This is a genomic window from Shewanella sp. MBTL60-112-B2, assembly GCF_019655055.1.
Classification (GTDB): Bacteria; Pseudomonadota; Gammaproteobacteria; order Enterobacterales; family Shewanellaceae; genus Shewanella.
Map to the genome: position 1 here is coordinate 35,574 of NZ_BPFA01000015.1, position 19,238 is coordinate 54,811.

Annotated in this window: 12 protein-coding genes; 5 read left to right on the top strand and 7 right to left on the bottom strand. The window is 43.9% G+C overall.

Annotated elements, in window-relative coordinates:
- Positions 1-92: 92 nt before the first annotated feature.
- The gene (locus K5Q73_RS11265; protein ID WP_220759973.1) at positions 93-2,105 is read left to right on the top strand and encodes an alkyl/aryl-sulfatase; all 2,013 of its coding nucleotides are present in this window, start codon (positions 93-95) and stop codon (positions 2,103-2,105) included.
- Between the two features lie 360 nt (positions 2,106-2,465).
- On the opposite strand, the gene K5Q73_RS11270 is transcribed toward K5Q73_RS11265, so the two are convergent.
- The 6 genes from K5Q73_RS11270 to K5Q73_RS11295 all read right to left on the bottom strand — a co-directional run bounded on the left by K5Q73_RS11270 (position 2,466) and on the right by K5Q73_RS11295 (position 11,034).
- On the bottom strand, positions 2,466-4,703 hold the full coding sequence (locus K5Q73_RS11270; RefSeq protein ID WP_220759975.1) for an acyl-CoA dehydrogenase: 2,238 nt from the start codon (positions 4,701-4,703) through the stop codon (positions 2,466-2,468).
- A gap of 398 nt (positions 4,704-5,101) precedes the next feature.
- Positions 5,102-6,280: a ribosome small subunit-dependent GTPase A gene (gene rsgA / locus K5Q73_RS11275; RefSeq protein WP_220759977.1), complete on the bottom strand. Its 1,179-nt coding sequence runs from the start codon at positions 6,278-6,280 to the stop codon at positions 5,102-5,104.
- 478 nt (positions 6,281-6,758) lie between these two features.
- Positions 6,759-7,394, bottom strand: coding sequence for an HAD family hydrolase (locus K5Q73_RS11280; protein ID WP_220759979.1), 636 nt, complete (start codon positions 7,392-7,394; stop codon positions 6,759-6,761).
- 35 nt (positions 7,395-7,429) lie between these two features.
- On the bottom strand, positions 7,430-8,107 hold the full coding sequence (locus K5Q73_RS11285; protein WP_220759980.1) for a CIA30 family protein: 678 nt from the start codon (positions 8,105-8,107) through the stop codon (positions 7,430-7,432).
- A gap of 231 nt (positions 8,108-8,338) precedes the next feature.
- Entirely contained in the window at positions 8,339-8,866 is a 528-nt protein-coding gene (locus K5Q73_RS11290) for a hypothetical protein (RefSeq protein ID WP_220759982.1), read from the bottom strand.
- Positions 8,867-8,877: 11 nt separating this feature from the next.
- On the bottom strand, positions 8,878-11,034 hold the full coding sequence (locus tag K5Q73_RS11295; RefSeq protein WP_220759983.1) for an LruC domain-containing protein: 2,157 nt from the start codon (positions 11,032-11,034) through the stop codon (positions 8,878-8,880).
- Between the two features lie 316 nt (positions 11,035-11,350).
- Between K5Q73_RS11295 and bshA the strand changes: the two genes are divergently transcribed.
- From bshA to K5Q73_RS11310, 3 genes are read left to right on the top strand one after another with little or no spacing between them, the layout of a single operon-like run.
- A complete protein-coding gene (gene bshA / locus K5Q73_RS11300) occupies positions 11,351-12,532 on the top strand; it encodes an N-acetyl-alpha-D-glucosaminyl L-malate synthase BshA (protein ID WP_259655234.1) in 1,182 nt (393 codons plus the stop codon).
- The gene (locus tag K5Q73_RS11305) at positions 12,525-14,735 is read left to right on the top strand and encodes a cation:dicarboxylate symporter family transporter (RefSeq protein WP_220759987.1); all 2,211 of its coding nucleotides are present in this window, start codon (positions 12,525-12,527) and stop codon (positions 14,733-14,735) included. Before bshA ends, K5Q73_RS11305 begins: the two co-directional genes overlap by 8 nt.
- A gap of 26 nt (positions 14,736-14,761) precedes the next feature.
- Positions 14,762-15,583 (top strand): hypothetical protein, encoded by an 822-nt coding sequence (locus tag K5Q73_RS11310; RefSeq protein WP_220759989.1) that lies wholly within the window; start codon positions 14,762-14,764, stop codon positions 15,581-15,583.
- A gap of 67 nt (positions 15,584-15,650) precedes the next feature.
- Here K5Q73_RS11310 and K5Q73_RS11315 read toward each other — a convergent pair whose 3' ends face one another.
- The gene (locus K5Q73_RS11315; protein ID WP_220759991.1) at positions 15,651-16,649 is read right to left on the bottom strand and encodes a lipid A deacylase LpxR family protein; all 999 of its coding nucleotides are present in this window, start codon (positions 16,647-16,649) and stop codon (positions 15,651-15,653) included.
- A gap of 597 nt (positions 16,650-17,246) precedes the next feature.
- Here K5Q73_RS11315 and K5Q73_RS11320 point away from each other — a divergent pair.
- A complete protein-coding gene (locus tag K5Q73_RS11320) occupies positions 17,247-18,773 on the top strand; it encodes an EAL domain-containing protein (protein WP_220759993.1) in 1,527 nt (508 codons plus the stop codon).
- Positions 18,774-19,238 lie beyond the last annotated feature (465 nt).

Here is a 19,238-nt window from a genome sequence, read left to right on the forward strand (position 1 = left end):
ACTGTGCGAGAAATTTGGCGAAAAATGATAACTGCAGTGTTGCAAGTATGTAATAAGTTGGTTTTAATTTATTCACAACTTGGCGTAGCTGCATGTTAATTAAAACAATAAAAAAAACTTTTATACCCTACACAGTTGCAGGAGTAACGGCTCTCTTACTGCTGGGCTGCCAACCTGAAACTACATCGACAGAACTTTCCTCCTCCGTCGCTGATAGCGCGGGGTTTACTCCAGCCAGTACCCATACTGTCGCGGCTAATCTGGCCGTGAAATCTCAATTACCCTTCGATGATATTCAGGATTTTGAAGACGCCAATCGAGGCTTTATCGCACGAATGCCGCAGCTAACTGTATTGGATAGTGAGGACAATACTGTCTGGGATAGAACGGCTTATGATTTCATCCAGGGAGAAGCCCCTGTAAGCGTAAACCCTAGCCTTTGGCGCCAAGCGAGTCTGAACAACATAGATGGCCTATTTGAGGTCACAGAGGGGGTTTATCAGTTGCGGGGCTTTGACTTGGCCAATATGACGGTGATAGAAGGAGAGAAGGGCTGGATCATTGTCGACCCGCTTACCACAGCCGAAACGGCGAAGCTTGCCTTCGAGTTTCTCAATAAGACATTGGGGCCACGTCCCGTCTCAGCGATAATCTTCACCCATAGCCATATGGATCACTTCGGCGGTGCACTCGGTTTATTGGCACCGGGAGAGGTGTTTTCAGAGACCGTGGATATTATTGCGCCCGCAGGCTTTATGCATGAGGCAACCAGCGAAAACGTTACCGCGGGTACCGCCATGAGTCGCCGCGCCATGTATATGTATGGTAAGCAATTACCGCGATCAAAGCGTGGCCATATCGATTCGGGTCTTGGTAAAGAGCCCGCATTTGGACAATTTGGGATCTTGAACCCGACCTTAGTCATCGAACAAGATTCATCTATGATGATTGACGGAGTGCCGTTTGAGTTTCAAATCGTTTCTGGCTCAGAAGCGCCTGCCGAATTTACTTTTTACCTGCCAGAGCAGCAAGCCTATTGCGGCGCCGAACTCGTCTCTAAGAACATGCATAACCTGTATACCCTGCGCGGTGCTAAGGTCAGGGACGCGCTGACATGGAGCCGTGCAATTGATGAGGCATTAATGGCCCAGCGAGACACGAAAGTCTATTTTGGCAGTCACCATTGGCCTATTTGGGGCCAAGAGAGGGTTAATGACTTCTTAGCAAAGCAGCGAGATACCTATAAGTATATTCATGACCAAGCTGTACGAATGCTCAATGCTGGACTCACTCCAGCAGAAATTGCCGAACAAATTAACATGCCACCATCGCTTTCTAACACCTTTGCTAGTCGAGGCTATTACGGAACGGCTAAGCATAATGCCAAGGCAGTGTACCAAGCCTATTTAGGTTGGTATGACGCCAACCCAGTTAACTTAGATCCTCTGCCCGCAACTGCAACCGCCATTAAGTATGTTGAGCTGATGGGGGGCGCAGACAAGGTGATAGCGGCAACGCAGATGGCGGTGGACTCAGGAGAGTATCGCTGGGCAGCCGAGCTGATTAATCACTTGGTGGTTAGCGACGCTGATAACGATAAGGCCAAAGCTCTGTTGGCACATATCTATGATCAGTTGGGTTATCAAGCGGAATCGGCGCCGTGGCGAGATGTATACCTAACTGCTGCTTATGAGTTACGCCACGGTAGCCCTGAAAAGGGCATCGATCTCGCCTCGATGAAGCAGATATTGCTGCAATCTCCCATTGAAAATTTTATGCTGTCGATGGCAACACGGGTGATTGGCCCTGAGGTTTTTGGTGAGGAGTTTGTGCTAAATATTCACTTTACCGATCTTAATAAAAATTACGTGTTAAGCCTTAACAATGCGGTGCTGCATCATAAGCTCGCGCCTAAGTCCGATAAGGCTAACGCGACACTCAACATCAGTCACGAGCTGTTTGTCGACCTCATCATAGGCAATGCAGGAGTGAAAGAAGTACTGTTTTCTGACGAGCTTGAAATTGAGGGCAGTAAGCTGGATCTGGTGAGTTTCTTCTCCTCTCTCGATAAGCCCAAGGGCGTGTTTAATATTGTCACACCATAATTGGCTCTATGATGATTGGGCGTCATAGCGGGCGCCCGAGTTATCGAGGCTAACTGTGGCATCTAACAAAAGTGGTTCCAATGGCCAGCGCATAAGGTCGTTCCTTCACATCTGACCCATAGGGATATGGGAAATGTCATAATGATGTAGGGAACATCATTGACCATGTGATCACGACATTCGGACATCCTGTCCATCACCCGCTGCAGGCGATTGATAGCAATGAAGATACATTTTAGAACTCACCACCATATAACACCGAGCAAAAACAAAAATCTAATTAGCTTATTTCGAAGCTAAAAAAACCACCTTGCGGTGGCTTTTAGTGAGTACTTGTAATCGATATCAAACAGCTAGCAATTAGTTAGCAATCTTTAAGTCAGGTCTGTCGCTAATCAAATTCATATCAAAATCAAACTCATCGACACGAATAGCACGCTCACGCTTAAGATTGTAATCTTGTAAAAGCTTGTGTTCGTCACTGGTGATCACCTTAGCCTCAAGCGCAGCATCTAGGGTCAGTGCAAATCTTACACCTGGTTTAAACGCCTTGGCTCGAATGGCTTTTTTGACCTTAGCTAGCAATGGCAAGCAGACCATTTTTGCAAGGTAAGCTTGCTCGTTAATGTCGTTACCATCGCCTGCTACAGGCTTAACTAAGTGTGTCAGGTTCTTCTTAAATTCGGTATTAAGTTGTGCCTGCTCAGCCAGCTCGCGAACCAAGTTGTCGTTAATTTTTGGCATCTTAGCCGAGTAAGTGACCGTGATTAAACGCATAAACTTACGAGTCGCCGATGATGGGAAGTTCTCTAAAAACTCAAGCAGTGCTTTTTCTGCCTGGCATAGTGACCAGCGCGTTGCGTAGTGGAAGTATGGCGCAGCTTCTATTCGCTCGGCGGCGGTTAGCTTTTTCTCGTAGTAACGAATTGAAGCCATAGCAGCGTAAAGGTAGCTCATCACATCGCCTAGGCGGGCTGACAGCATTTCTGCCTGCTTGAGCTTGCCACCTAATACTAATAGCGAGAAGTCGGCATATACTGCTAGCTTAGAGGCAAGCTTATGTACTGACTGCTCGTAAGGTTTAACTTCTGCAAGTGTCGAACCCGCAGCAGCTGTAAACGGAAGTAATCCAAGCTTAAAAGCACGCAGGCTATTACCGACACTGTAACTAACGGTTTTACGTAAGATGCCATTAAACTCTTTGTCGGCGCCTTTTTCGTTTGAGTGGATAGACTCCACCATAGACTGTAGGTATGGGTGACAACGCATCACGCCTTGACCGAAAATCATCAGGTTACGGGTCAGAATGTTGGCGCCCTCAACGGTAATCGCAATGGGCTGCGCCACATAACCTGAGGCTAAGGTGTTTTGCGGCCCGCATTGAATCGCTTTACCGGCTTGAATATCCATTGCTGAGTCGAGCACATCACGGCCAAGCTCTGTCATATGGTATTTAGCGATGGCGGTTACCACTGATGGCTTTAATCCAAGGCCTAGGCCCTCAGTTGTGAGTACGCGCATTGCTTCTTGTAGATAGGTTTTACCGGCAATATCGGCCAGCTTTTCTTGAATACCTTCAAATTTACCAATCGATAAACCAAATTGCTCACGTACCGCGGCGTACTCAGCAGAAGACTTAAATGATGCCTGACTCACTGACACCCCAAGGGCTGGCAGTGAAATACCGCGTCCAGCGCCTAAACAGGCTACCAACATTGCCCAGCCGCGGCCGATGTTCTTCTGGCCACCGATGATGAACTCCATTGGAATAAATACGTTTTCACCGCGAGTAGTACCGTTGTAGAAACGAATGCCCATAGGGTCGTGACGATTACCTAATTGCACACCCGGGTGCGACTTAGGAATAAGCGCGCAGGTAATGCCTAGCTGCTCTTTGTCACCGAGTAGGCCATTTGGATCTTCTACTTTAAAGGCCAAACCTAATACGCTGGCGATAGGAGCAAGGGTGATATAACGCTTATCCCAAGTCACGCTTAAGCCGAGAACTTGCTCACCTTGGTATTCACCCATGGTCACTGTGCCAATATCTGGAATACCGCCAGCATCTGAACCCGCTTCAGGGCTAGTCAGTGCAAAACAAGGGATCTCTTGGCCGTTGGCTAAACGAGGCAACCAGTAATCTTGTTGCTCTGATGTACCGTAATGCATCAGTAGCTCACCCGGTCCGAGTGAGTTTGGCACCATAACAGTGACCGCAACTGCCGAACTCTTAGCTGCAATGGTTGCCACAATCGTCGAGTTTGCGTAAGGGCTAAATTCTAATCCACCGAATGACTTGGGAATAATAAGCGAGAAAAATTTATTCTCTTTTAGGAAGTTAAGAATGTTTTCAGGAAGGTGTGTGCTGCGCTGGATCTCAAAGTCATCCACCATCTCTAATAAGGTTGCTACAGGTCCGTCTAGGAATGCCTGCTCGTCGTTCGATAGAGTTGCTACAGGAATATCACGTAGGGCTGCAAAGTCTGGTACACCTTGGTAAATCGAGCCTTCTAACCACACATCACCGGCATCGAGTGCTTCCTGTTCTGTGGTTGAAATGCTTGGCAATATTTTTTTTAGTTGTGTTCTTATGCTCATATAAATGCTCGTCCGACCAGAAGTTATGCTTCACATTACGTCACAAAACGAGGCGTAGATCAAATTTTCAAACGATAAATTTAAACGCTTGTTTGGATTTTGACTAAGATTCTGTTTAGTTTTGATTATTTACGTTAAAATTTTCATAAGCTTACGCATGTACGCTCGAATGAATTTATTTTTTAGTGATATGACTTTTGAATAGTGTTAATGACTTACTAGAGCCTGCAATAGAGATGGTAGATGGCTTGTTTGTCTAAGTTACTATTAGAGGTGTTCTATCATGGAGTTACAAAATAAAACAAGGGCGATATCGCCCTTGTTAATGCTTGGTTTAATACGAAGTCAGTATAAAGATTTGGTCGCTTAAGCACATTAGTTATTAGGTTTTAGGCCTTTTAACCTCGCTTATTTAATCTAGCCTCGCCCTGAACTCGCTTGTACATTTTGCTTAAGCTTTTACCTTTAGCTCGTTTCTCGGCCATACTGGCGCCGTTTAACGCCTGCTCCCGCATCAGTTTTTGGTAGCTTTGTAAGCGTCGCTCTGTTAATTGACCATTTTCAATTGCTGCCTGAACAGCGCAGCCGGGTTCTTGCTCGTGCTGACAGTCGACAAAGCGGCATTGCTGCGAATATTCAACCAAATCGGCAAAGGTCTCGTTAAGCCCCTCTTCGCAATCGGCTAGTTGTAATTCGCGCATCCCTGGAGTGTCGAGCAATAGCCCACCGCCACGAGTTAAATGCAGTGAACGACTGGTGGTGGTATGTCGTCCCTTACTATCGTCTTGGCGAATGGCCGAAGTTAACTGGCTGCTATCACCTAATAGTGCGTTAACAAGAGTGGACTTACCCACACCAGAAGAGCCGATAAAAGCCACGGTTTTACCGTCAACGCAATAACTCGATAGTGCTTGAGTACTTTGCTCATCAAGACCGTTAACGGTTTCGATTAATAGGCTCGAATCTAATTCTCTTAATGCCTCTATGTAGGGGGGAAGATCATCACATAAATCGACTTTTGTTAGCACGATAACTGGAGTCACTTTCGCTTCGTGAACCAGTGCCAAGTAGCGCTCGATGCGGTTAATATTAAAGTCATCATTAAGTGATGAAACGATAAATACCCAGTCAAGGTTCGCTGCGATAAGTTGCTGCTCAACCTTAGCGCCTGCTGCCTTTCGACTAAACAATGCGCTGCGCTCTAGCAGCGACACAAAGTGCTGTTGGTCATCTAATAATAACCAATCACCCACAGTCATCTCTGGCATGTTTAGATGGATAGCCAGTGTCGACTCTCCGTCTTTAGTGAGTAATTGATACTGGCTACGGTGATGAGCACTAATCCTTGCTACAGTCACGTACTCTTGAGTTTTAGTTTGCAGCTGTTGCTGAAAAAATCCATTCCAACCAAGTTGTTTTAAGCTGTATATAGAAGCACTGTCTAGCGGCGTAGGCACGCTTGGATCGTTTTCTACACTCGTAGCCGTCGATGTACCAGCTGAAGTTGTGTTTACTGAAGATGTTGTACGTGAAAATGTACTGGATTTTAGGTGGTTAAAACGGTTTGATTTTGTCATATAAACCCCAGCGCAAAGCGCCTGAATAATGATTCTGGGGGGACTTGATTCGATAAGACCCCGGTACTTAGAAAAGAGTTACCGGGCAAAGCGCTTTAAAGTGTCAGCAGAATAGGTAAGCATGATAAATATCATACCAACTCGCTGATCTGACTCGCATGATAAACATGCATAATACTGACTCTTGTTTTAAGCAAGAGAAGGTACTTAAAGTGCTGTAGTTGCCCAGTTAGGGTTTACTACAATCATCAAATTCTCCATACTATAAAGCTGTCGTTAATAGGGCGTTTGTAGTGTGAAATACAACAATAAAAACTTTAAATGTAATTTAGCAACTCCTTAGTTAGAAGGCTAGGTTTGGTTAATTAATGTTGATGAAGTTGTGGTGGCTCTCACATTTAACTAGGGGAGAAAGACCGCTAGCGAACGGCAGTTGTCTTCAGCTTTCCTTACTTAAGCTACCTGCTTCTGTTTGGCTTTATAGCTGCAGTTGAGAGCGAAAATAGTCAATTAGTGTTAGGTAGCAACTGCAAACCATATCGGCTTGGTCGGCGTAGTCTGGTATTAGACTTGGCGTATAAAGGATACTTCTTGTTCCGGCGTTTTTGGCGGTTTGAACATCAAACAAATAATCACCGACAAATAAAATATTTGCGGGTTTGATTTGCCACTTTGCACAGATCAATTCAACACCTTCTGGGTGTGGTTTAGCTTTAGCGTCAAAGCGGGTGAGTAATATCTGTATATCTGAGCCTATTTCTAACCCTAAGTTACTTAAGGTGATATTAGCGGCCTCGGGTAAATTACGAGTCAGTATGGCTTGGGGGATTTGCATCTGCTTTAAAAAGGCTATTAGCTGCTGAGCCCCGTCGATCCATGTTGCACTGTGTGAGCTTTCAAGTTCATAACGCTTTATGACCGCTTGAGTTTTAAGCGCACACTCAGGTTCAGTAAGTGAATTAACGTAACCTAGGATATCTATGGATGACTCAATGCCAAGCTCCGCTCTTAAGCTTGCAAAATCTGGGTTCGAATCCGCTAGAGTGCCATCTAAATCAAAGATAACGCCGTGGATCTGACTAAAATTGAAATGTCGGTTTACCGTTATGCTCAATTGGAGGGCCTTTAATTATTGATGATTTTTTGATGTTACTGCTCAGATGCATTAGCGATAAAATCTATATTTTTAAACGTTAGCTCAAATGCACCCGACTGCTTATCGGCAAGTAGAAAACCAATTTGCTTAATTTGGCTAAAGTTTAGCGCTGGAGCGTCAACCTCGCGGCCTCGGTATACCGGCGTAAAATCTTTAGCTTTAAACACTAATTGTAACCATTGGTTATTCTCAGTATTGAAAGGCTTTGAATAAGCATAAGAGTCCCATTGCTCGTCTGTTCGTATTCTTAACTGGTACTGCCTGCCGTCCCCTTTAACGGCAATACGTATTAAATTATGAGTAGCAGGGACTGCTTGAGTCATTGGAGTTCTGGTTGATGCAAAGCCTCCATTTCGCTCTAATGACAGTTCGCCAGAAAAAGTTGCGCTGGTGGCATTGGCCGTTACGGTGCTTTGCGAGATCCCGCCCATCACAGTGTCGTTTACTGTCCGCCAAATTGTAGGTGCTGTTACATCGAAGCTGATTGCTTGTTCTGCTGCGTTAGCTTGATAACTTGTGGTCATAGTTAAGCCTAAAGTTAAGCCCATAGTTAGGATCACGATTAAAGTATGCGGTCTCGCGGCCAAGAACAGTCTCAGTACCTGATTGTTGCTTGTTTTTCGTAAACCTTCAGTAGCATTGAATCTAAATTTTCTGATTGTTTTTAGCATTGCTTATTAATCATTGTAATCACTTTCTTTTGATTACGTAGTTATGACTAGAAAAGTTTACTGAAGTGATTCATTCAATCTCAGTAAGCCGTTTGCAGATAAGCGATAGCAAGCAAAATGGAATCAATACTTTGGATTTTGGTTACTATTTTTTCGCATAAAAAGCTGCGCTCCAGTGGAGAATGAACCGCAGCAAAACTTTAAATTAAGCTATCGCGAGTAACTTCAAGATTAATTCATAGTGAGTACTTGTGACTCCACATCTTGCAAATAACTCCACTCTATAAATTGTGGTGCTTGCCCTTCATAAAACCAAATAACCGCAATCAATTGACTCTCATGATTGGCAACTTTGACTTCTTTACTCAGTTTGCCTTGAGTTAATGGTCCCCTAAATAGGCAAGAGTTGAAGTTGACTGAATAGCCATCACCTTGGGCTTGGTAGTCATCACACAGTGAAAAGTAGCCTCTTTCAGTACTGACTCGGTCGACATCTATCGTTAAAAGATAGGCTGACTCCAGCTTGTTATCTGCATCGACTACAAGATCGTCCAATGATGTTGGATCTGGCGCGGGATCATCGGTTGTTGTAGTTGTAGTTGTCGTATCAGTCGATGTCGTCGTTTCTGTAGGCGTTTGTATCGGAGCCGGAGTATCGGCTGCATCATCGCCACCGCCACCACATGCGCTAATGAATACCGCAATGATAGATAACAGAACAAAGTGGCTGCTCATAAACTTCTCATTTTTATTCTTCATAACGCTCTCCATTAGTTGTTAAAAATTAGCGAGTCATTGGCATTTTCATACCAAGTCGGGTTGGTGTTACCTGTGCTATCGGCGGCAAAGTCTACGAACTCTGTGTAGGCATCATCTAAGCGCTGATTCTCTTTTGGGTGTTTCCAAGTGACGGGGATCTCGATGGCCCAAGCCATACCATTTTCATCCTGAAAGTACTGCCCAGCACTTGGGTTGGATGAATCGTCTCGGGCACCAAAATAATTAGTTGAGAACTTATCGGTTGGAGTCTGGTTCTTTAGATGGATCTCTAACTGACGGCCGGGAAGAGCACCGACCACATTTTTTGCGGCTAAGCCGTGATCAGTATTTGGGGTAGCAAAAATAAATGGGTCATAAGGAAATGCAGGGACTAGGTTTTCATCCACAAGGCTCTCAAAGGGGATCTCAAATGACCAAGTGGTTCTATAGGCTGCATCACAACCTGTTTCGGTTCTCAGGTACTGACAGCCTTGCTCGAGGGTAACGTACTGTTTTAAGTCTTCAGTGAAAACAAAGACCGCGTTAGATTGTCCTGTTTCGAGAGGGGAGTCTGTTTGAGCTACACCATCAATTGACCAGCTGATAACAGACTCTTTGATGTTGCTACGGCTGACGCCGGGTAAATGTATGGCAAAGCCATTGTGATAGGCTGCCCCCATAGCGGCTAACTGTGCTTCGAAGCCGATGCGTCTAACCTGATCATTTTTAACATATTCGATGAGACGTAACTGAATAACCACATCATTCATATCAAAGTCACCTTGATCAGGGTAAAGATCTTCGTAGGCGAGGGTGGTATAAGTGGAAGACGAGGGGTAGTAATTAATGGTCACGCCGGTTTCCGTTAGGGTTACGGCATAATCTTCAACCTCGCCATCACCGACACCACCCGTTGGATTTATCACTTGTTGAGTGCTTAGGCGAAAGCGTGCCCAAGTTGAGCCTGCTCTAGCCCAGCTCGGCACATCGATACTAATGCTATTTTGGCCGTCAGTGAGGCTTTCTCCACTGATAGCTTGCTCATCAGCACTAAAGCTGCCGTCTCTATCCCAGTCAAACCAGGCATTTAGGTAACCCTCGCCTCCTTTAGCTGTGACCAATAAAATTGCGCTTTCCCCTAGTTCAAACCCCGTCGGCATCGATACCCCATCTTCATCATTGGAGTTGTCGCTACTGTCATCACTCAATGGTGATGGATAACCGTTGGACTCATTATCAACGCTGGCACCTAGATATAAGTCATCACTCATTGTGTGCCTTGCGCCGTTAGAGGCCAAGAGGGTGCCGTAGCTGTCAGGGGCGTCACCGAAGTCGACATCATCGCCGAGTACGACTTCGGCTAGAGCGCAGCGAGCGCCATCATTACTCGAAGAGGCCGGGCCGTAGGCGAATAAAACAGGGCTAGGTGAGAGGGCATTAACATTCAGTTTGTAAATGTAGCCATTGCTGTTATTGCTGACATAGAGATTACCATCGGGGTCGAAGAACTGTGCACCGAAGGTAAAGCTTCCGGCGTCAGAGGTAATCACAGTACCTAAATCTGTCGCTTCGCCTGTGGCGGGGTCAATTCTTAGCAGCTTTCCAGAGGCACCATTACTGATACTGTATAGGTAACCATCGGTGGGATGAAAGGCAAAGTCGGTGATATTGTAGCTGGCAAAGTTGGTACTACCGGGCACCAGTGTCATGCTGTAACTGTCGGGATTATCCAGTGGAATTTTAAATAGCCCCTTACCTTTTCTATAGCCATACCAAACATTGTCATTGATGGCGATATCACCCACAAAGAAGTTACCAGCCGCGGCAGAGGCTGCATCCTTGGTGACGCTCAGTGCTGTTATCTGATAGTCATTACCTGTGCGCCCGAGTGAACCACTGGCGTAATCCCAACCATAGAGGTAGTTATCATGGTAATTAAATCCTACGCCGTTGTAGCCATTACCGGTCCCCATATCATCAGATAAAACCACATAGCTACCTGTTGCTAAGTTAACGCCATAACTTTTAGGAGTATTAGATTGCTTCTGGATAACAAAGGCTTCTGTAGGGCATGCACTAAAGGGGTCTGATGCACTGACGTTGGCACAAATCAGTACGCTGAGGAGTAATGGGGAACAGGTTAATGAAATTGGCTTGGCTATTTTCATAATGCATCTCTCGCAGTCTGGAAGTCAATATAACTAGGAAGAGCATATTCTGTGCCACTAGGTTTAACTTCATAAATTCAATGGTTTAAGTTGTTTATAGCTTTAGGAGGAATGCCGTTATTTGCATTTTGCAAATCACAAGTTTAAGCCAACATTGGTTTAATTAGAGTTCAGTTTGCTACGAGTTAACAGAGTTGGCTCTGTTAGCAGTTAGCTGTGTACACTCATTTAAGGATTCGCTTGGATTAAGTGATTAACAGTGCTAAGTTTTCTTTGTTGTAACATTCTTATAACTGTTTTGTGATGGTAGGAATTTATGTCGAAGATGCGCATAGGGATAGTGTGCCACCCCAGTATTGGTGGTTCAGGGTTAGTGGCAACAGAATTGGGGCTTGGGCTGGCTAAGCTTGGCCATGAAGTACACTTTATATCGAGCGTACGCCCTTTTAAATTAATAGAAGACTCAGACCGTTTGTTCTTTCACTCGGTAGAAGCGATCAATTATCCGCTATTTTCAGATCCGTTATACACTTTTGCATTAACGGCTAAAATCGTTGAAGTGGTAGAGCAATTTAAGCTTGATGTTGTACACGCGCACTACTCGATCCCTCACTCTCTATGTGCCTATCTAGCTGGCGAAATTACCACGCATAAATTCCCAACAGTAACGACTATTCATGGCACTGATGTCACCATAGTGGGGCAAGATAAGCCGCTTTATCCTCTTAATCGGTTCAGTATTCATAAAAGTACCAGAGTGACAACGGTATCGGATTTTCAACGAAACTACATCTATAGCCATTTCGACAAAACAAAGTCGATAGATGTGATTCATAATTTCATTGATTTAAGCGTTTTCTCACCTGATCTAGCCGATATCGAGGTTCGTCGTAAGATGGCTAAAGATGATGAGAAAATCGTCATGCATGTATCAAATTTTAGACCGTTAAAAAATAGTGATACGGTGATCCGCTCCTTTCATATGCTGCGCCGGAAGGTCAAAGCACGGCTCGTTTTGCTCGGTAGCGGCCCCGATATTGATGGTATTAAGCAGCAATGTGAAAAGTTGGGAATTTTAAAGTATGTCACCTTTATGGGAGATGTGACTCATGTTGAGCACTACCTGCCAAATGCAGATTGCATGATCCAACCTAGCTACCGTGAATCTTTTAGCATGGTGCTGCTTGAAGCTATGGCCTGTGGGGTACCGACTGTAAGCAGTAATATCGATGGGATCCCAGAGGTTGTAGACGATGGGCAAACTGGATTTATGTTTGATCCCGATGATGCAATTGCAATGGCTAAAGGCATGGAGCAGGTCTTGCTTGAGCCGGGTAGACAAAAGCAGATGGGGCATGCTGGCAGACTGCGGGCAGCTAAGCTCTTTAATCCCGAGGCGAAAATTGAGCAATACCTAGCCTGTTACCTTGAAGCAATAAATGATTGCCAAGCCAACTCTTCATCGGCGCAGACATTACACGGAGACAGTAATGAGTAGTAAAACGGAAACGATAGAGCCAGAAACTAACCCGTCAGAGCAACAAAAACCAAAGCAAAAGATGAGTATGTCGACTCTGGTTTTATTGTCGTTTGCGGTAGGGATCATTGCCGGACTGTTTTTTGGTGAAATGTTGGCGTGGATGTCAGTCATTGGTGATGCATTTATTAAACTGCTACAGATGACCATTATTCCCTATATCATAGTGTCCTTGGTCTCGAGCCTCGGTAGTTTGACCATGGAGCAAGCTAAATCTTTGGGGGTGAAGGTTGGTAAGTTGATGCTGGTGATCTGGGCCTTTGGTCTACTGACCATGTATCTTATCAAGTACACTTTTCCTGACTGGCAGGCGGGAGAGTTTTTTAGCTTAACGGCTCTGGAAGATCCTAACTCAGTCAATCTGCTCGATATCTATATTCCTTCTAATCCATTCTTTTCATTATCGAACAGTTATATCCCTGCGATTGTACTGTTTTGTGTTGCCACGGGTATTGCGCTGATCTCTATCGATAATAAAGACTCACTTATGAAGCCGATGCAGCTCCTTGGTGAGTCTTTTAATAAGGTGACTCAAAGCATAGTGAAATTAATGCCGATTGGTATCTTTGCTATGACTGCGGCGACAGCTGGCACCATGGACTTTGATGAGTTTCAAAAGCTCCAGGTCTATTTTGTGGCCCATGTGGTAATGACGCTTATCCTGACTTACTGGGTCTTGCCGGGTATTTTAGTGGTGATCACACCTTTCTCGTATCGAGATATCACAGGTATTGCTAAAGATGCGATGATCACTGCATTTGCTGCGGGTAATATTTTTATCGTTATTCCTATTCTAATTGAGCGCACTAAAGAGTTATTCCATAAATACAATATCGGCAGTCAACAGAGTGATGACTATGCCAATATTATTATTCCAGTGGTGTTCAGCTTTCCCAATCTTGGCAAATTACTTACCATTGTCTTTGTGCTATTTGCCGCTTGGTTCTCAGGAACTGAACTGGATTTTTTAACTTACTTACCTATGTCATTAAATGGTTTAGTTAGCCTATTTGGTAGTGTTTACTTGACCATACCTATGCTGCTTGACTCTCTTGAGCTTTCTTCCGATCTCTTTCAGTTGTATATGGTGTCGAGTCTGTTCACTAGTCGTTTTACTTCTCTACTTGCAGCTATGAATATCTTCATACTCGCTATCGGCGGTACGGCGATGCTGGTGGGGATAGCTAAAGTGAGTATGAAACGATTAGCTATGGTAAGCCTACTTACTCCCGTAGTTTTCGGTGTGAGTTTACTGGCAACGAGTTGGTTACTAAGCTCTATCGTCAATACCGAATATGAGATGGATGAAGTGGTGGCACAGATGAGTGCAGCCGAGAAAGTACCAGATCAAGTTACCGCCTATAACTGGGCTGACTTAGCCCAAGCAGACGGGCCACGCAGCATGCAGCAGATTAGAGAGAGTGGTGTGATCAGAGTGGGTTATAACCCGACTCAGGTTCCTTTCTCTTTTTATAATGCAGAGCAACAGCTTGTGGGATTTGATGTTGAGCTAATGAAAAAGTTAGCCTTAGAATTGGAGCTTAAAATTGCATTTGTACCTTATACCTTTAGCAATGTGTTAGAAGGGATAAATCAAGGACAATTCGATATTGCAATATCGGGTTTACAGATGACAACCAAGCGCATCGAGCAGGTGGGCTTTACCACTCCAGTACTCGACCTACACTACGCATTTGTGGTGAAAGATCATCGTGTTGATGAATTTAAAACTGACAAGTTAATTCGTGATGCCGACAAGATCCGCATAGCCACAGTGGGACGTTATTCGATTATTCCTCACTTAGAGGAAAAGTTTCCCAATATTGAGTTTGTGACCATACAATCGGACCGATTATTTTTTGAAGATGATGGTAAGACCTGGGATGGGCTTATGATTAGTCTTGAGGCGGGTAAAACCTGGACCATCTTATATCCAGAGTACGCCACACTTTATAATCGAGAAGAGATTAAATCGTTTCCAGCATCTTATGCCGTGGCTCGTGACAACGCTTCGTTACAAACGTTTTTAAATAGTTGGTTGCAACTTCAAAAGTCATCGGGTTATGTAGATAAACTCTATGGCTATTGGATTTTAGGCAAGAATGCCAAGCCACAAGAGCCTCGTTGGTCTGTGATAAAAGATGTGCTGCACTGGGTCGAATAAGTGACTAATGATAAGGAGTATTGTTGGTGAGAATAGCAACTGCATTATTATTGATGACGCTGACTCATTCTACGGCCTTTGCCAGCGATGAGTATGAGATTGGCCCCGACTCTTATGATGAAAGCAAAGATGAATGGAATTATTTAATCGCTTTTCCTATGGTATGGGCGCCGGATATTTCAGGTTCTATTGCGGCTGATGCCGACAGACTCGATATAGATGTACCGTTTAAAAATATAATAGACAACCTCAATTTTGGTGTGATTGGTGAGCTTTACGCTCAAAAAGGTGATTGGCTTTACAGCCTTAGGATTAACTATTTAAGAGTGAAAAGTGATAGCCAAACAGAGGGCCTTAAAGGGCCTATTACAGGTGGTATTATTTCTCCGGGGCATAATATCGAAACCGACATGCATTTAGCCGTTAATGATTTACTAGCAGGTTATGAAGTGATGCCGGGGTTACGTTTGTTTACTGGAGTACGTCATGTGTTTAGCAAAATCGACCTTAACGTCAAACCATTAAGTGACGCGGGGATCATCAACATCAATGCCAATGTACCAATTGCCAATGAGCACCTGTTTGATTGGTTAGTGGGTGTGACCTATCGCTACTGGTTATCGGAGTCTTGGGGCGTTTCTGTTGGTGTGGACACTAAGATTTACGGTGATAATGACAGAGATTATGGCTTTAATGCTTCGGCGTTATACCGTTTCGGAGATCTACATAATGTTTGGATAGGTTATCGTTACTTGCAAATAGGTAACGACAGTGAGATTGATGGCGTTCAATATGAGATGGACTTTATTGAAAAAGGCCCACAGATAGGCTGGGCCTTTAGTTTTTGAGCCGTGTGTTGCCAAGTAAACACCTTTAAGCTTATCTCTTTATCTTATATTGTTATTTTCTATTTTGTTATAGCACGAAGCTGTAACTCAGCACGCCATAGCCATGCCATTTGTTTGGATCTGGCTCATACTCTGGAGTGTAAACCTCAAAACTCCAGCTGACAGACCAAGTGGGAAACGCCCAGATAACTCCTGTACTGGCTTTGACTTGTTGGTGCTTGATCTGCACATAAGAGTCGTAGGGCACATCACCGTCGATGGTGAGATCATTAAATCGATACCCCGCCTGTGCCCGAGCATATACAGTCCAACTTCCGTCAGTGAGTGCTGTAGCACTGTATTGACCATAGTGACCCGCATGACTACTGAGTTGACCAAATGACTCGGCCAAGTCATCTCCCCAGCGTAGTGTAAAACCAAGGTTTGCTTCAGAGCGAAAATTCCCCAGCATGGTATGACTATAGCCACTTATTTCCCACTGGCTATCATCTGTCGCATCTTGGCGAAACGCCAATGCATCCACCTCGTAAGCGAGCTGTAGCGTGAGTTGATTCTCGACTTGATATTGCCAACCTTGGGGCTGGGTCGATGGGGTGATCTTATGCACTAGCTCCTGCATAGTTTGTGCACCAGATGCTGGGCCAATAACGCCAACGCTGAACCAGTTTTTTTGCGCAAAGTATGCACTATAACTTCCTGTAAAACTTTCCAGCTCAAGCAGGCCAGCGTAAGGGCGATCATTGGGCTGAGCGTAATCATATTCAATTTCACTCGGAGTCCACATTCTTTGATAGATCTTAGCTCCCCATTGCACCGTCCTACTCTGGTTTGAGAATTGTAATTTCTGTTGCCAGCTAAATGGCCAAGGAGCTTGGGTAAAATCAGCTTGAGGAAGAGCTTGCCAACCAAAAACGAAACCATTGGAGTAATCGCCATCCTGGCCAATCACCACATCGTTATCAAAACTTAAATGCCATTGGTCAGCATAGGACGAAAAAGGGATACAGATAAGTAGACTCGCTAAGCTTAATCTGCCGAACGTTTGGGGATTCGATAAGAAGGTCAAGGTATGACTCCTCAAAGGTTAGGGATGCATGATTTCAGGCAAAATTCTACATTCAGGCTAACCTGACCAGAATAGCGTTAAAGAATGGCGAGTTGCAAACCTAAATGTCACCTATTTTCTTTGTCTTTGATAGTCCAGAGTTTGGTCTTTTATTGGGTTATGTTTTATAGGTTTTTAAAGCTTTCTATAGCTGTGTGCGATTTTCATACAAAATAGTTGTTGAGTTTTTGTCTAAATGGGCGTAAATTCGCGCTCCTTTTGAGCAAAAGGCTCCGAAAAAGAGGCTTTAGGAGCGGTCATTTTAAATATGCTGTTTATGTTTAACGGTACGTAAGTACATGAAATATTAGGTAGTGCTGTTTTAATGTGGCAGAAAGTTATTAACCAGAATCCGTCTATTTTAATGTTAACAATATTCATTAAGCGAAAAGTAACACTTTGTGGAGTATCAACAAGATCATGACAGCGTCGACAGTTTGTTTGCCATGAGGGAATTCGCTTTTGTTGTAAAACCCTTAGGAGGCTCTAGTAGGGCAAGCTGTCGTAAAGGGCTCTTGTTATCCTTTAATCGATTTCAATCTGTCAGGCAAAGGTTTTATGCTTAACAATATGCTAGATAAACGACATTCTTCTTGGCTAATTTTTGCCTTGTTGATGCTGTGCCTAATTATTTCTTATGTTTTGACTCAATATCAGCTATACAAAAGGCTTGAAGTTAGGGTTAATGATTTTGACAACTTTTATAGCGAACGCCTAGAAAGTGCTGATCGCAGTTTACTTGCCGTAGAACAGGTGTTGAAAAATATAGAGGTGGGGAGATGCTCACAAGGGGTAGTTACTTCACTAAAAGACTATATCTTATCTTCAGGCTCCCTAGATATCGCTTGGGTAAATTTTATCGATGAGCCAAGTCTCTGTTCGGCGCTTGGTGTTTCCCAATTACTAGAGGACAAATATTATCCCTTGATTGCTTCTATGGGAAATGGGCTAGAGCTCTATCAAAAGGCGCATAATGGTAATCTTGAGGAAATAAAGCCTATTTATGTGGGACGGCATACCGATCAGTATCGCTGGTTTATCGGTATTGATGTTTTTCCATACATGCATGAAATATTGAAAAATTGTAATTTCTGTGGGTCATTAACTATCGAGCTTAATAAAAACCATGAACTATTTAAGATAGATAAAAGTGCCCCATATTGGGGGGCTTTGCAATTTAACTCAGAAGTCACAGGGTTGACCTATAGATTCTCTCTTAATCTATATAGCAAGGCATTAATGTGGTTACGCCACTTTATTGGGGTAGTCGTGACTTTTGGTATGTTATTTATTAGCGGGTTGCTACTTAGAGGTGTGTTGAGGCAATTTTATTGGCATAGGCTGTTTTTAAAGGCACTGAAAAAGAAGGAGTTTACCTTAGTTTACCAACCTGTTCTCGACAACCAAAAGCAAGAAGCTGTTGGGGTTGAGGTGCTATTAAGATGGCAAAAAGCGGATGGCACAATGCGTAATACCGGAGAGTTTATAGAGATGCTTGAGAAAGATCCTATTATGCCAGAGGTTACTCGTTGGGTTGTTAAAACGGCATTGAATGAACTTAAAGATCAATTAGATGGCAAGCTTATTGGCTGGTGTAGTATCAATGTCAGTGCAATGGAAATTGAGCAGGGCAAGATGCTGCCATTTTTACGGGAGTTAGTGGATGAGGGCTACCCTGTAGAATATTTAAGCTTCGAATTGACTGAGCGGCTTCCCATTAATAATTGGCAACAGCTTGAGTATTTTATGTTGGAGTGTAGAAAGCTAGGCTGCAAGGTTAAGCTTGATGATGTAGGTACTGGCTATGGCGGTAGCTTGTGTTTACAGAATTTAGAGTTTGATTACTTGAAAATCGATCAGCAGTTTGTTGGTCATTTAGGCACGCCAGAAAGTAAGCTGTCTTTAATCGCATCATATATTGCGATTGCTAAAGAATTAAATATTGGTGTTATCGCCGAAGGAGTTGAAACCTTAGAGCAGGCAGAGATCCTTAAAGTACTCGGTGTTAATTTGCATCAGGGCTGGCTTTACTCTAAGGCAGTACCTATTAGAGAGTTTGAAGCATATTTACTTAAAGCGTCATAAGCTGGCTGTTTAGCGATACAAAGCCATAGAGTAAGAACCAAAGTCAGAAAGCCTGAATATAGTTAATTCAGGCTTTTTTATTTCTAGCCCGCAGATGCTTACTACCAATCAATATAAGAAGTTGATCTACTCAGAGCGTTTTTTGGCAAACTAATTCAAGGCGAATAGCTGTAAGAATGGCTATTTCCTTGTAAAGCTGTTCAACGCTGAAGTAGGCAGCCAAAAACGCTCCAGAATGGCGAGTTTTAGCGGCTAAGCTGCTGTGTTCACGAACTAAACCGTAGAACAACTATGCTCTTCACTCGTTGCAAGCCACACGGTCTTGTATGTTCCTGACATACATAAGACATTTCCTCCATCCTTGGAGGTCAGATGTGGTGAATGTCATTAATGCAGGAGCAATTAATGACCTTGCATCAGAACCGTTAAACTCTCGCTGAGCGACCAAATCTTTATACTGATTGG

Bases quoted from the DNA above. Each gene is read 5' to 3' on its own strand.
- K5Q73_RS11305 (WP_220759987.1), top strand. From the start codon at position 12,525: ATGAGTAGTAAAACGGAAACGATAGAGCCAGAAACTAACCCGTCAGAG.
- K5Q73_RS11295 (WP_220759983.1), bottom strand. From the start codon at position 11,034: ATGAAAATAGCCAAGCCAATTTCATTAACCTGTTCCCCATTACTCCTC.
- bshA (WP_259655234.1), top strand. From the start codon at position 11,351: ATGTCGAAGATGCGCATAGGGATAGTGTGCCACCCCAGTATTGGTGGT.
- K5Q73_RS11265 (WP_220759973.1), top strand. From the start codon at position 93: ATGTTAATTAAAACAATAAAAAAAACTTTTATACCCTACACAGTTGCA.
- K5Q73_RS11320 (WP_220759993.1), top strand. From the start codon at position 17,247: ATGCTTAACAATATGCTAGATAAACGACATTCTTCTTGGCTAATTTTT.
- K5Q73_RS11285 (WP_220759980.1), bottom strand. From the start codon at position 8,107: ATGCTAAAAACAATCAGAAAATTTAGATTCAATGCTACTGAAGGTTTA.
- K5Q73_RS11290 (WP_220759982.1), bottom strand. From the start codon at position 8,866: ATGAAGAATAAAAATGAGAAGTTTATGAGCAGCCACTTTGTTCTGTTA.
- rsgA (WP_220759977.1), bottom strand. From the start codon at position 6,280: ATGACAAAATCAAACCGTTTTAACCACCTAAAATCCAGTACATTTTCA.
- K5Q73_RS11270 (WP_220759975.1), bottom strand. From the start codon at position 4,703: ATGAGCATAAGAACACAACTAAAAAAAATATTGCCAAGCATTTCAACC.